The sequence below is a fragment of the Rhodococcus sp. FW305-130 genome (assembly GCF_058788335.1).
Window position 1 is genome coordinate 413,155 of the sequence record NZ_JBYTAP010000006.1, and the last position, 13,594, is coordinate 426,748.

General features: G+C 62.8%; 12 protein-coding genes. 3 read left to right on the plus strand and 9 right to left on the minus strand.

The window, feature by feature from the left end:
* Positions 1–32 precede the first annotated feature (32 nt).
* Both AC3WQS_RS20960 and arc read right to left on the minus strand, forming a co-directional pair.
* Positions 33–710, minus strand: coding sequence for a TIGR00266 family protein (locus tag AC3WQS_RS20960; protein ID WP_003944961.1), 678 nt, complete (start codon positions 708–710; stop codon positions 33–35).
* A 118-nt stretch (positions 711–828) separates the two neighbouring features.
* Positions 829–2,604 (minus strand): proteasome ATPase, encoded by a 1,776-nt coding sequence (gene arc / locus AC3WQS_RS20965; RefSeq protein WP_003944870.1) that lies wholly within the window; start codon positions 2,602–2,604, stop codon positions 829–831.
* 195 nt (positions 2,605–2,799) lie between these two features.
* Between arc and AC3WQS_RS20970 the strand changes: the two genes are divergently transcribed.
* Entirely contained in the window at positions 2,800–3,324 is a 525-nt protein-coding gene (locus tag AC3WQS_RS20970) for a WKL family lipoprotein (protein WP_020907811.1), read from the plus strand.
* A gap of 64 nt (positions 3,325–3,388) precedes the next feature.
* Here the strand turns inward: AC3WQS_RS20970 and AC3WQS_RS20975 are convergent, their stop codons facing one another.
* On the minus strand, positions 3,389–4,312 hold the full coding sequence (locus AC3WQS_RS20975) for a tRNA (adenine-N1)-methyltransferase (protein WP_007729892.1): 924 nt from the start codon (positions 4,310–4,312) through the stop codon (positions 3,389–3,391).
* 138 nt (positions 4,313–4,450) lie between these two features.
* Between AC3WQS_RS20975 and AC3WQS_RS20980 the strand changes: the two genes are divergently transcribed.
* Both AC3WQS_RS20980 and AC3WQS_RS20985 read left to right on the plus strand, forming a co-directional pair.
* Entirely contained in the window at positions 4,451–5,341 is an 891-nt protein-coding gene (locus AC3WQS_RS20980) for a RecB family exonuclease (RefSeq protein WP_372436839.1), read from the plus strand.
* Position 5,342: 1 nt separating this feature from the next.
* The gene (locus tag AC3WQS_RS20985) at positions 5,343–6,152 is read left to right on the plus strand and encodes a thioesterase family protein (RefSeq protein ID WP_492712246.1); all 810 of its coding nucleotides are present in this window, start codon (positions 5,343–5,345) and stop codon (positions 6,150–6,152) included.
* Between the two features lie 46 nt (positions 6,153–6,198).
* Here the strand turns inward: AC3WQS_RS20985 and hisG are convergent, their stop codons facing one another.
* From hisG to metH, 6 genes are all read right to left on the minus strand, one after another.
* Positions 6,199–7,050, minus strand: coding sequence for an ATP phosphoribosyltransferase (gene hisG / locus AC3WQS_RS20990; protein WP_003944905.1), 852 nt, complete (start codon positions 7,048–7,050; stop codon positions 6,199–6,201).
* 97 nt (positions 7,051–7,147) lie between these two features.
* Positions 7,148–7,411 carry a phosphoribosyl-ATP diphosphatase gene (locus tag AC3WQS_RS20995; protein ID WP_003944933.1) on the minus strand — a complete coding sequence of 88 codons (264 nt, stop codon included), beginning with the start codon at positions 7,409–7,411 and terminating at the stop codon, positions 7,148–7,150.
* Between the two features lie 59 nt (positions 7,412–7,470).
* A complete protein-coding gene (locus AC3WQS_RS21000) occupies positions 7,471–8,331 on the minus strand; it encodes a pseudouridine synthase (protein ID WP_070386284.1) in 861 nt (286 codons plus the stop codon).
* Between the two features lie 57 nt (positions 8,332–8,388).
* A complete protein-coding gene (trhO, locus tag AC3WQS_RS21005; protein WP_003944828.1) occupies positions 8,389–9,249 on the minus strand; it encodes an oxygen-dependent tRNA uridine(34) hydroxylase TrhO in 861 nt (286 codons plus the stop codon).
* A gap of 12 nt (positions 9,250–9,261) precedes the next feature.
* Positions 9,262–9,960 (minus strand): HAD family hydrolase, encoded by a 699-nt coding sequence (locus tag AC3WQS_RS21010; RefSeq protein ID WP_492712248.1) that lies wholly within the window; start codon positions 9,958–9,960, stop codon positions 9,262–9,264.
* Positions 9,953–13,522: a methionine synthase gene (metH, locus tag AC3WQS_RS21015; protein WP_492712249.1), complete on the minus strand. Its 3,570-nt coding sequence runs from the start codon at positions 13,520–13,522 to the stop codon at positions 9,953–9,955. The genes AC3WQS_RS21010 and metH overlap by 8 nt, the downstream gene beginning before the upstream one ends.
* Between the last annotated feature and the right edge of the window lie 72 nt (positions 13,523–13,594).

Below are 13,594 nucleotides of genomic sequence, written 5' to 3' on the forward strand. Positions count from 1 at the left end.
ACCGCTGCGACTGAACACTGCCGCGACCGTGATCAGCCCGGGGTGATCGCCGAGAGCCAAGCAGCAAACGCGCTGGGGTTGCGGGTCTGCGCGAGAACGCGTCCTGGGCCGGTGAAGTCGAAGACAAACCCTTCACCGGACTTCATCGACTGAATGGTGCGCCCCTGAACGGCGCGCCGCATGTTGAAGTTCATCCCGAGGTCGTAGGCGACCACGTGACCGGTATCGATCGTGACCGTCTCGCCTGGCTGCAAGTCGATGACGTCGATCGCGCCGTAGACGGCCAGCACTACTTCACCGTCGCCACTTGCCCGCAGACCGAATCCACCCTCACCGCCGAAGAGGTTGGACATGCCTCCCCACTTGGACTCGACGGTCACGCCGTAGGAGTTGGCCAACCAGGTTCCACGGTTGAGGAAGAACGGGCGATCGGACGTGATGGTCAGTGGGATCAGATCGCCGGGAAGCACGCCGGTGACGTCGACCCAACCACCTTGCGGCGGAGCGGTATACGTCGTGACGAAAAACGACTCCCCACTGAGCATCGACCGCTTGAGTCCCTGCAGGACGCCGCCCTGCGCCTTCGCTTCGAGAACTACGCCGGCGGAATGCGCGAGCATTGCCCCGCTCTCCACGCGCAGCGGTTCGCCGGGCGCGAGGTAGCAGCGAGCGACAGTGGACGACGGATTGTGTCGAAGATGTATCTGCACGGCGGGACTCTAAACCAGCGCGACCGACCGGTCCAATCGCAACGGAGGGAACGGCAGCGACGCACAGATCGGGCCGACGACTCCCGAGGAGTGGCCGGCCCGATCGGTGTTCGTTTCGCTACAGGTACTGGCCCGTGTTCGACTCTGTGTCGATCGCGCGGCTGGCACTGGCGTTCTTACCGGTGACGAGTGTGCGGATGTAGACGATCCGCTCACCCTTCTTGCCCGAAATACGTGCCCAGTCATCAGGATTGGTGGTGTTGGGCAGATCCTCGTTCTCGGCGAACTCGTCGACGATGGAATCGAAGAGGTGCTGCACACGCAAGCCAGGAGCACCGGTGTCGAGTACCGACTTGATCGCGTACTTCTTGGCGCGGTCGACGATGTTCTGGATCATCGCACCCGAGTTGAAGTCCTTGAAGAACAGAACTTCCTTGTCGCCGTTGGCGTAGGTGACCTCGAGGAAACGATTCTCTTCGCTCTCCGCGTACATGCGATCGACGACACGAACGATCATCGCCTTCAAGCATGCGGTGCGATCGCCACCGAACTCGGCAAGGTCGTCCGCATTGATCGGCAGACCGTCCACCAGGTACTTCGAGAAGATGTCCTGAGCGGATTCCGCGTCGGGGCGCTCGATCTTGATCTTCACGTCCAGTCGGCCGGGACGCAGGATGGCCGGGTCGATCATGTCCTCACGGTTGGAAGCGCCGATGACGATGACGTTCTCGAGCCCTTCCACACCGTCGATCTCGCTGAGCAGCTGCGGGACGACCGTTGTCTCCACGTCGGAAGAGACTCCCGAACCACGGGTACGGAAGATCGAGTCCATCTCGTCGAAGAAGACGATCACCGGCGTCCCCTCGGACGCCTTCTCACGAGCACGCTGGAAGATCATCCGGATGTGACGCTCGGTTTCGCCGACGAACTTGTTCAGAAGTTCCGGGCCCTTGATGTTCAGGAAGTAGGACTTGGCGTCCTTGCTGTCCTGACCGCGAGCTTCGGCGATCTTCTTGGCCAACGAGTTGGCGACGGCCTTGGCGATGAGCGTCTTACCGCAACCAGGCGGACCGTAGAGCAGTACACCCTTCGGCGGCCTCAGCGAGTATTCGTGGAACAGGTCCTTGTGGAGGAACGGGAGTTCGACGGCATCACGGATCTGTTCGATCTGACGCCCGAGACCACCGATGTCGTCGTAGTGAACATCCGGAACTTCCTCGAGAACCAGATCTTCGACCTCGGCCTTCGGGATGCGCTCGAAGGCGTACCCGGCCTTGGTGTCGACGAGCAACGAGTCGCCCGGACGCAGTTTCCTGGTCGGAGAATCGGCGTCGTACGCGATGATGTCGGCTTCGGGGTCGGCGAAGACGGCTGCCAACGGTGCTGCGAGCCAGACGATGCGCTCTTCGTCGGCATGACCGACCACCAGTGCGCGCAAGCCGTCGTCGAGTACCTCACGGAGCGTGCTGATCTCACCGACCTGCTCGTAGGTGCCGGCCTCGACGATGGTGAGTGCCTCGTTGAGGCGCACCGTCTGTCCGAGGGCAAGGGTGTCCGTGTCGATGTTCGGTGAGCACGTCAATCGCATCTTGCGACCCGACGTGAACACGTCGACGGTCTTGTCCTCGTGTACCGAGAGAAGGACTCCGTAACCGCTCGGCGGCTGACCGAGTCTGTCGACTTCTTCACGAAGTGCGATGAGCTGCTGACGGGCCTCCTTGAGGGTGTCCATCAACTTGCTGTTTCGGATGGACAGCGAGTCCACCTTCGACTCCAGCTCACGCACCTGCTCCGGCGATTGTGCAAGTTGTCGGCGCAGTACTTGTGCTTCCACTCGTAGCGCGTGGAGTTCTTCTGCTGCCGCAACCGAATCCGGGTTCTCTGTCGAGCTCATGTGCGTCTCCTCCCAGTGCGATCCATCAACGCTACCGGCATAAGGCCCCAAGTGTCGCCAGACACGGTGCGCGAGTGCGAATTCACACGTGAGTACGGACCGTGCCGACTGGTCTCGAGCCAGGTTTTGGTCATGTTAGCCTTGCCTACAAGATGGAGACAGCGCCTGTCTCTCTTTACAACGAAAGGTAACGCTGTGATCATCCGCAAGACTCTCATCAGCGCTTGTGCCGTCGCTGCCGTCCTGACCATGGGCGCATGCAGCTCGGACGACAACAAGGATTCGACGGCTGCCAGCTCGACTTCGGTCGCCGCCTCGAGCACCACGGCCAAGGCCTCGGCTTCCGCCACGACGTCAGCTGCCGCTGCCGCAACGGCTCCGACGGCCGAGGAGCTCAACGCTTCGCTCGTCGCTCTGATCGATCCGGCCAAGCCGATCGAGGAGAAGACCGCTCTGGTGGTCGACGGAACCAAGCGTCAGGCCAACATCGAGACGATGAGTGCTGCGCTGGGCGGTAACCCGGCCTACGCGATCACGTTCAACGTGGACAACGTCAAGGTCGACGGTCAGACCGCAACCGCAGACGTCGCCGTCGTCAGCCCGCACGGCGCCGCACCCGCCACCCCGTGGACCTGGGAGCTCGAAGACGGCTCCTGGAAGCTGTCCGACACCTCGGCATGCGTGCTCCTGGAAATGGGCCGCGCTTCCTGCACCGCATAACTTCCAGCTACGACAAGAGCGGCGATCCGGAATCCGGATCGCCGCTCTTGTTGATTTCGTATGACTACTTGGCTGCCGTGTTCGAGCCCTTGCCCGCGCGCCGCTGCGGCTTCGGGGTGACCGTTCCTTCGGCCAGACGACGAGCGCTCACGAGGAACGCGGTGTGGCCCTGCATCCGATGCTCGGGACGCACCGCCAATCCGACGACGTGCCAACCGCGCACGATCGATTCCCACGACCGTGGCTCGGTCCAGCATTCCTGCTCACGCATCGCTTCGACGACCTTCGAGAGCTGAGTAACGGTCGCGACGTAGACGATCAACACGCCGCCTGGCACGAGCGCCTTCGAGACGGCGGGCAGGACGTCCCATGGAGCCAGCATGTCGAGTACGACGCGATCGACCTTGCCGCCGTGCGCTTCCGGATCGAACTCCGCCAGATCGGCGATGGTCAGTTCCCAGTTCGGCGGACGTTCACCGAAAAAGGTCTCGACGTTGCGAACCGCGTGTTCGGCATGATCGTCGCGGACCTCGTAGGAGATGACCTTGCCCTCGGGTCCGACGGCACGCAGTAGTGAACACGTCAGTGCGCCGGAGCCGGCTCCGGCTTCGAGCACGCGTGCTCCTGGAAACACGTCGCCTTCGTGGACGATCTGAGCTGCGTCCTTCGGGTAGATGACCTGTGCACCGCGCGGCATGGACAGCACGTAGTCGACCAGTAGCGGGCGCAGGGCGAGGTAGGGCGTGCCGTTGACCGACTTGACGACGCTGCCCTCGTCGGCGCCGATCAAATCGTTGTGAACGATTCCGCCCTTGTGGGTGTGGTACTCGCGGTTCGCCTCGAGAACGATCGTGTAGTGGCGTCCCTTGCCGTCGGTCAGCTGGACTCGGTCGCCGACGCGAAACGGCCCCGACGGCCGCTTGCCCGGCGCAGTGAGATCAGCTTCTGGAAGCTCTTGTTCGGGAATCTCGGCGACAGCGGACTGCACAACCTCATCCACTTCGGTCGTGCCTTCTTCTGGTTGCAGCTCGTTCGCCATGCGCAGATGATCCCTGTTCGCTTGTTTCCGGTGTCCTCGCCACCGGCTCCGACGGAGTTGTCGGACCAACCGCATAGCCTGCCAGGTGTGAGCTCTGTCGAATTGCCAACCCCCACTCCAACGGGTGCAACATCACAGGAGCGCCCGCGTAGTCGGCCGGCGCTCTCTCCTTCGCGCGCGGGTGACTACAAGCAATGCCCCCTGCTCTACCGGTTCCGAGCGGTCGACAGAATTCCGGAAACACCTACCAGAGCCCAGGTCAGAGGCACCGTCGTCCACGCGGCCTTGGAAGCGCTGTTTGCACTCCCGACCGGTCACCGGGTTCCCGATCGCGCAGCCGAACTCGTCCGTCCCGCGTGGGAACGTGTCAGTGCCGAGTCTCCCGAGGCAGCTGATCTGATTCCGGAAGACGAGCTGGACGCGTTTCTCGGCGAAGTCGGCAAGCTCGTCGCGACGTACTACACGCTCGAAGATCCCACTCGATTCGATGCCGAGGCGTGCGAGGTCTACGTCGAGACCGAGTTGGAGAACGGCGTTCGACTCCGCGGCTTCGTCGACCGGATAGACGTTGCACCGACCGGCGAGGTGCGGGTGGTCGACTACAAGACCGGAAAGGCACCCCGCGAGTTCACCGAGTCCAAAGCGCTCTTCCAGATGAAGTTCTACGCGCTCGTACTACTGCGCACTCGCGGAATCGTTCCCGCGCAACTGCGCCTGATCTATCTGGCCTCCGGCTCGATTCTCACGTACGCCCCGGATCACGACGAGCTCATTCGATTCGAGCGGACCCTCTCCGCCATTTGGAAGGCGATCCTCGCGGCAGGTGCGACCGGAGACTTCAGACCCAAGCCTGGCAAACTGTGCGACTGGTGCGATCACAAGTCACTGTGCCCCTCGTTCGGCGGAACACCTCCGCCGTATCCAGGTTGGCCGGACCTGCTGAGCGCCGAACCTGTTGTTGCAAAGGAGAATTCATAACATGACGGACAGTTCGTACTACCGCTACCTCGGAACCACGGAGGAAGGGCACGAGCGGTTCGCGAGCACGCAGGCGACTGTCAGCATCTGGGGCCCGACACTGCAGCACGGTGCTCCCCCGTCGGCGCTGTTGGTACGAGCCCTCGAGCGGTGCGGTGCGCGCGACGAAACCCGTCTGACGCGCGTCGTCGTCGAGATTCTCGGGCCCATTCCGATTGCCGACCTCGAAGTCCGGTCGTGGATCGAACGCCCCGGTCGCCGAATCGAATTGATCGTCGCCGAGCTGTGGGCAACCACCGCCGACGGATCTGCCCGCGCGGTTGCGCGCGGTACGGCATGGCGGATGGAGACCGTCGATACCGGCGAGATCGTCCACGTAGTCGATCCCCCGCTCGAACCCCGTGACAGCGGCACCCCGGGCGTTCTCGAGGGTCTCTGGAGCGTCGGCTACCTCAAGACCCTCGACTGGTCCTGGATTGCTCCGATCGGGTGCGCGGGAACCGGGAAGGTCTGGGCGCGCCCCAAGCCCGAGCTGGTCGAGGGCGAGAAGATGTCTGCCCTCGAGCGTTTGTTCGCGGTGGCCGACATCTCCAACGGCGTCGGCGCCAAGCTCGACCCTGAGCACTGGACGTTCCTCAACACCGATCTCACGGTGCATATCTTCCGTGTGCCCGAGGGCGAGTGGGTCGGTGTCGCCGCCGAAACCACGACCGGTCCGGATGGCGTCGGCATGTGTGCGGGAGTGCTCTACGACGAGCAGGGTGCCGTCGGCCGTATCGCCCAGACTTTGCAGATTCGCGCCCGTTCCTGATTTCCAGGAACGGGCGCGAATGCGCGTAAATCTATTCAGGCAGTGATCAGAAAGCGCGTACCGAGCGGATGTTCGACGCGAGGATGGCCTTGGCGCCGAGTTCCGCCAAGGCATCCATCACCTGGTTGTGTCCCTTGATCGGAACCATCGCGCGAACCGCGACCCAGTCGGGGTCAGCCAACGGCGAGAGGGTCGGCGACTCCATACCCGGAGTCATCTTGATCGCGTCGTCGAGGATGGTGCGCGGGCAGTCGTAGTCGATCATCAGATTCTGCTGCGCGAAGACAATTCCGCGTACGCGTTCGATGAGCTGATTGCGTGCGGGATCGTCCTGCGGAGCGCCGGTGCGCTCGATCAGGACACCTTCGGAATCGCAGAGCGATTCACCGAAAGCAACGAGGTTGTGTTGGCGGAGAGTACGACCCGACCCGACCACGTCGGCGATCGCGTCGGCGACACCGAGCTGAATCGAAATCTCCACTGCTCCGTCGAGACGGATGACGGTTGCGTCGAGTCCGCGATCGGTGAGGTCCTTGCGGACAAGGTTCGGGTACGACGTCGCAATGCGCAGGCCGGACAGATCCTCAACGGCCCAGTCCTTGCCTGCTGGTGCTGCGTAGCGGAACGACGAACGGCCGAAGCCCAGTGACAGACGCTCGGATACGGGAGCGCCCGAGTCGCCGGCGAGATCACGACCAGTGATGCCGAGATCCAGCTCACCGGAGCCGACGTAGATCGCAATGTCCTTGGGACGCAAGAAGAAGAACTCGACCTGGTTGGCAGGATCGAGGACCGTCAGATCACGGGAATCGGTGCGTCGACGGTAGCCGGCCTCGCTGAGAATTTCGGCGGCGGACTCGGACAGTGAGCCTTTGTTGGGAACTGCTACGCGCAGCATGGTGGATGTCCTTTCGGAAGGTGTGGGTGACGTGAGACGACATGAATCGGAAGCCCTGGACGAGCGAGATGGCGAACATCTCGCTGGTCAGCTCCGATCACAGATGTCGGTACACGTCCTCGAGGGTCAGTCCGCGACCGACCATCAACACCTGCGTCCAGTACAGCAGCTGGGAAATTTCCTCGGCTAGCTGCTCATCGCTCTGGTATTCCGCAGCGATCCACACTTCACCGGCTTCCTCGATGACCTTTTTGCCCTGAGCATGCACACCGGCGTCGAGGGCGGCGACAGTGCCGGACCCCTCGGGGCGAGTAGCAGCACGCTCGGTCAATTCGGCGAACAAGGATTCGAAGGTCTTCACGGGTACACATTCTTTCACGAGGACGGAAGCGGTTTGCACACGCCCACGAACAGCGGTGTTCACAGGCCTGCGTCGAGGCTGCGCGAACTCACGAACCTGCGAGTCTGCCCGGTGATCGGATCCGGGTATTCCAACGCCCGCGCCAACAATCGCAACGGAGTCGAGAAGTCGCCGGGCACCGAGGGAAGGTACTCGGGGTAGTAATTGTCACCGACGATCGGGACGCCCAGCGAGTTGAGGTGCAGCCGAAGCTGATGGGTACGGCCGGTCCGTGGGAGCAACCTGTATCGGCCGAGAGTCCGGCCGGCCGAGTCGGTGATCGTCTCGATCAGTTCGATCGAAGTCTCACTGTTCGGCTCGCCATCGATCTCGGTAGCCGTCATCTCGCCGTGAACTTTGTTGATGCGGCTACGCACCGTGCGGGGGAAAGTCAGTTCCGGATCGAAGCCTGCAATCGCCTCGTATTCCTTGACGATCCGCTGCTCGGCAAAAAGTTCCTGGTACGGCCGTCGTAAGTCCGGTGTCACCGTGAACACGATGACACCCGCCGTCATTCGGTCGAGGCGGTGAACGGGCGCAAGGTCCGGAAGATCCAGATCACGACGCAGTCGCACGACGGCGCTTTCGACGATGTGCGCTCCCCGTGGAATGGTCGCCAGGAAGTGCGGTTTGTCGATCACGAGAATGGAGTCGTCGCGGTACAAGATCTCGATCTCGTGCGGAACCGGAATCTCGGGGGCCGGCTCGCGGTAGAAGTACACGAAACGGGTCGGCTGATAGGGCGTTCGGCTCGTGATCTTCCGCCCGTGCTCGTCGACGACGTCTCCGGCATTCACGAGGTCCGCCCACAGGTCCCGCTCCCCCGGGTGCTCGCCGGTCAGATGCTCGAGGACGGTATGCGCCGACGACTCCGCCGGCATCCGCAGCCGGTCGGGTCCGAGACCGTTTCGGATCGGCAACGGAGCCTTGGGCACTGCTCAGTCCTGCTCGAGGTCTGGTGAACAACTCTCGCAGAGCAATTCGAGGGTGCGGCCGTCGCCGTCGATCCGATTGCGGTACCGCGGTGTCGGAGTACCACAATCGACACACACGCCGAGTGTCTTGGCTTCGGATGAGAACTCGATGTTCATCCGCTTGTCGAACACGTACAGGGAGCCGTCCCAGAGGCCCCGGTCGCCGAAAGTCTCGCCGTAACGGACGATTCCGCCGTCCAACTGGTAGACCTCGTCGAAGCCGCGTGAGCGCATCAGCGAAGACAACACCTCACAGCGCACTCCGCCAGTGCAGTAGGTGACTACGGCTTTGCCCTTGAGATGGTCGTATTTTCCACTGTCGAGTTCGTCGACGAAATCGCGGGTGGTGGCGACGTCCGGAACTACCGCATCCCGGAAGCGGCCGATCTCGGCTTCGAAGGCATTGCGGCCGTCGAAAAACACGACGTCGTCACCGCGACTGTCGACGAGTTCGTGTAGTTCCTTGGGCGCCAAGTGAACTCCGCCACCGACAACACCGTTCTCGTCGACTTTCAGCTCGTCGGGGGCTCCGAACGTCACGATCTCCGAGCGAGCCTTGACGCTGAGTCGAGGGAAGTCGTTTCCGAGTCCGTCCGACCACTTGATGTCAGCGGTACGGAACGGCTCGTAGCCACGCGTTCCGCGGACGTATCGCTTGACATCCTCGATGTCTCCGCCGACCGTCGCATTGATTCCGTGAGGCGAGACGATGATCCGGCCCGTCAGGTTGTTGGACTCGGCCAGGCTGTGCTGCCACAGCTTGATAGCTTCCGGGTCCGCCAATGGCGTGAACTGGTAGAACAGAACAATTTTCGGAATAGCCACAGCAAATCCCGCCTAACGTGCCGCGCTCGAGTGAACGTCGTGAAGATCGTGAATGGACAAGTCCACCAGAGACTCTCGAAACACGCGTCCAGGACCCGCCGGGACATCGACCACACACGGAACGACGAGCACCGCGCAACCCGCGGCGCTTGCCGACGCAGTACCGGTCGGCGAGTCCTCGATGGCGAGGCACTGCGCCGGCTCGAGTCCGAGCAGATGCGCTCCGCGCAGGTACGGATCCGCCGCCGGTTTTCCGTTGGGAACCTCGTCGCCGCACACCGAGTGGTCGAAGAATTCACGGCCGAGCATGCCGAGTGCCCGATCGACCAGTACTCGCTCGGTGTTGGTGACCAGTGCAGAACGCAGACCACCGTCACGCACGGTCGCCAGTGCATCGCGAGCACCCGGCCGCCAGGTCACGCCGTCCTCGAACAGATCGCCGACGCGGGTGTACATCCAGTCCTTCGCCTCGGCGACGGCATCGGGATGCTTCTCCAGGCCGAGCGCGTCGAACACCGTCGCCAGAGCGAAGGGGCTCGACGCACCGATGACGGCGATGCGTGTCGCTTCCGTCATCGGTCCGCCCAGGCGTAGGGACAACTCACGAAGCGCGATGTCCCACAGCTTCTCCGAATCGAGCAGGGTGCCGTCCATGTCCCACAGGACACCACCGAGGGTCGATTCGGATACCTCGGTCAACAACTCAGACATTGAAATACTTTGCTTCCGGGTGGTGCAGGACAAAAGCGTCCGTGGACTGCTCGGGATGCAGCTGCAGTTCTTCGGACAATTCGACGCCGATTCGCTCGGGTTCGAGCAACGCCACCAACTTGGCACGATCCTCGAGGTCCGGGCACGCGCCGTATCCGAACGAGTAACGAGCGCCGCGGTACTCGAGATCGAAGTAGCCGGCAACCTCGGTCGGGTCCTGCTCCGCGACGGTATGCCCCTCGGGGAGCACAAGCTCTTCACGAACGCGTCGATGCCAGTACTCGGCCAGAGATTCCGTGAGTTGGACGCCGATTCCATGAACCTCGAGGTAATCACGGTACGAGTTCGACGCGAACAACTCGTTGGCGAAGTCCGCGATCGGCTGACCCATCGTCACTAACTGGAACGGAAGAACGTCGACCTGACCGGTCGCTTCTGCTTCCTTACGCGAGCGCACGAAGTCAGCGATGCACAGGAAACGGTCGCGATGCTGACGCGGGTAGGTGAACCGGAACCGTTCAGGTGCATCCGGTTTCGGTTCGGTGAGCACGATGACGTCGTCGCCCTCCGAGATCGCCGGGAAGTAGCCGTACACAACCGCGGCGTGCGCGAGAATGCCCTCGGACGTCAGCCGATCGAGCCAGTACCGGAGCCGCGGACGGCCTTCCGACTCGACCAGTTCCTCGTACGTCGGACCGTCGCCCTTGCGCTGACCGCGAAGGCCCCACTGGCCGAGGAAGAGAGCGCGCTCGTCGAGCAGCCCCGAGTACTCGGACAGAGAGATGCCCTTGACGATGCGCGAGCCCCAGAACGGCGGTGTCGGCACCGCAATGTCGGTAGCGACATCGGAACGCTCCGGCAGGACGACGGGAACCGCTGCAGCTTTACGCTTTTCGGCGATGCGCTTGGAACGCTCGTGACGAGCCTTACGCTCGGCAGCCTTCTCGCGAGCAGCGATGGCCTCCGGGCTGTCCGGCGCCGGGCCGCCGCCGCGCTTGGTCGTCATGATCTGGTCCATCAAGTTCAGACCCTCGAAAGCGTCGCGGGCATAGCTGACGTCGCCCTCGTACACCTCCTGCAGATCGTTCTCGACGTACGAACGCGTCAGCGCGGCACCACCCAGCAAAACCGGGAACTGTTCCGAGACACCGCGAGAGTTCAGTTCCTTGAGGTTGTCCTTCATGACCACTGTCGACTTCACGAGCAGTCCGGACATGCCGATGACATCGGCCTTGTGCTCGATCGCAGCATCGAGAATGGTCGCGATGGGCTGCTTGATGCCGAGGTTCACGACGTCGTAACCGTTGTTACTCAAGATGATGTCGACAAGGTTCTTGCCGATATCGTGGACGTCGCCCTTGACCGTCGCAATGACGAGGCGACCCTTGCCGTCGTCGTCCGTCGCTTCCATGTGCGGCTCGAGGAACGCAACTGCTGCCTTCATGACCTCGGCGGACTGCAGAACGAACGGCAACTGCATCTGTCCGGAACCGAACAGTTCACCGACGGTCTTCATGCCCGAAAGCAGTGTCTCGTTGATGATTTCGATCGGGGACTTGACCGTCATCGCTTCGGTGAGATCGTCGTCGAGGCCGTTGCGCTCGCCGTCGACGATGCGACGCTCGAGCCGGTCGAACAACGGAAGTCCGGCGAGTTCCTGCGCACGTGACTCGCGCGCCGACGCAGCCGAGACACCCTCGAACAGAGCCATCAGCCTCTGCAGCGGGTCGTAGCCCTCGCTACGACGGTCGTAGACCAGGTCGAGTGCGGTTTCACGCTGCTCGTCCGGAATTCGCGCCATCGGCAAAATCTTGGACGCGTGAACGATCGCCGTGTCCAGACCGGCCTCGGTGCACTCGTGCAGGAACACCGAGTTGAGGACCTGCCGTGCGGCCGGGTTCAAACCGAACGAAATGTTCGAGATACCCAGGGTGAAGTGCAGTTCCGGGTACGCAGCCTTGAGCTGACGGATGGCTTCGATGGTCTCGATGCCGTCGCGTCGCACCTCTTCCTGACCGGTGGAGATGGGGAAGGTCAAGGCGTCGACGATGATGTCGGACTCGGCGAGTCCCCAGTTTCCCTTGATGTCCTCGATCAGACGCTTGGCGATGGCGACCTTGGTCTCGGCGGTGCGAGCCTGGCCCTCTTCGTCGATGGTCAGGGCGACGACCGCCGCGCCGTGCTCCTTGACCAACGTCATGATCTTGTGAAAACGCGATTCGGGGCCGGCGCCGTCCTCGTAGTTGACGGAGTTGACAGCGCAGCGGCCACCGAGGTGTTCGAGACCGGCCTGCAACACGGCAGGCTCGGTGGAGTCGAGCATGATCGGCAGCGTCGAGGACGTCGCCAGACGGCTGGCCAGTTCCGACATGTCGGCGGCACCGTCGCGGCCCACGTAGTCGACGTTGAGGTCGAGCATGTGTGCGCCGTCGCGGGTCTGGTCCTTGGCGATGTCCAGGCACTTCTGGTAGTCCGCGGAGAGCATTGCCTCGCGGAAAGCCTTGGAGCCGTTGGAGTTCGTGCGTTCACCGATCATCAGGATGCTGGCGTCCTGCTCGAACGGCACCGCCGAGTACAGCGAAGAGGTACTCGGCTCGTGGATCGGGGTGCGCTGGGCCTTCTCGACCTGACGGACCGCGTCGGCGACCGCGCTGATGTGCTCGGGTGTCGTACCGCAGCAGCCGCCTACGAGGCCGAGTCCGAACTCGGAAACGAAACCACTGAGGGCTTCGGCCAATTCGTCGGCGGTCAGCGGGTACTCGGCGCCCTTGGGGCCGAGCTGCGGCAGACCGGCATTGGGCATGACCGACACCGGCAGCGTCGAGTACTTGGACAGGTGCCGGAGATGTTCGCTCATCTCGGCCGGCCCGGTGGCACAGTTCAGGCCGATCATGTCGATACCGAGTGGCTCGAGTGCCGTCAGCGCCGCACCGATCTCACTGCCCAGGAGCATCGTTCCAGTTGTCTCTACCGTCACGTGCGTGATGATCGGCAACCGCAGTCCGAGTTGCTCCATCGCGCGCTGACTGCCGAGAATGGCAGCCTTCACCTGAAGCAGGTCCTGGCAGGTTTCGACGAGGATGGCGTCGGCGCCACCGTCGATCATGCCGAGCGCAGCTTCGGTGTACGCGTCACGAAGGACTGCGTACGGTGCGTGTCCGAGGCTGGGGAGCTTGGTTCCCGGTCCCATCGAGCCGAGTACGAATCGGGCCATGCCGTCGCGGCCTGGTCCCATCTCGTCCGCTACTTCACGGGCGAGAGCAGTGCCTTTTTCCGCGAGTTCGCGGATCCGGTGAGAGATGTCGTAGTCGGCGAGGTTGGGCAGGTTGCAACCGAAGGTGTTGGTCTCGACGGCATCGGCACCAGCGGCGAAGTACGCACGGTGGATGTCTTTGAGCACGTCGGGACGGGTGTCGTTGAGGATCTCATTGCACCCCTCGAGGCCGAGGAAGTCGTCCAGGGTGAGGTCCGCGGCCTGCAACATGGTGCCCATCGCTCCGTCGCCGATGACAACGCGCTGTTTCAGCGCATCAAGCAGGGCAGAGTTAAATGGGGCAGACATGCCGTCCAGAGTAGTGGGCGCACCGACAAGCTCTGGCCGTAGGCTGGGTGGGTGAGTCCAAGTGAGTTCCCC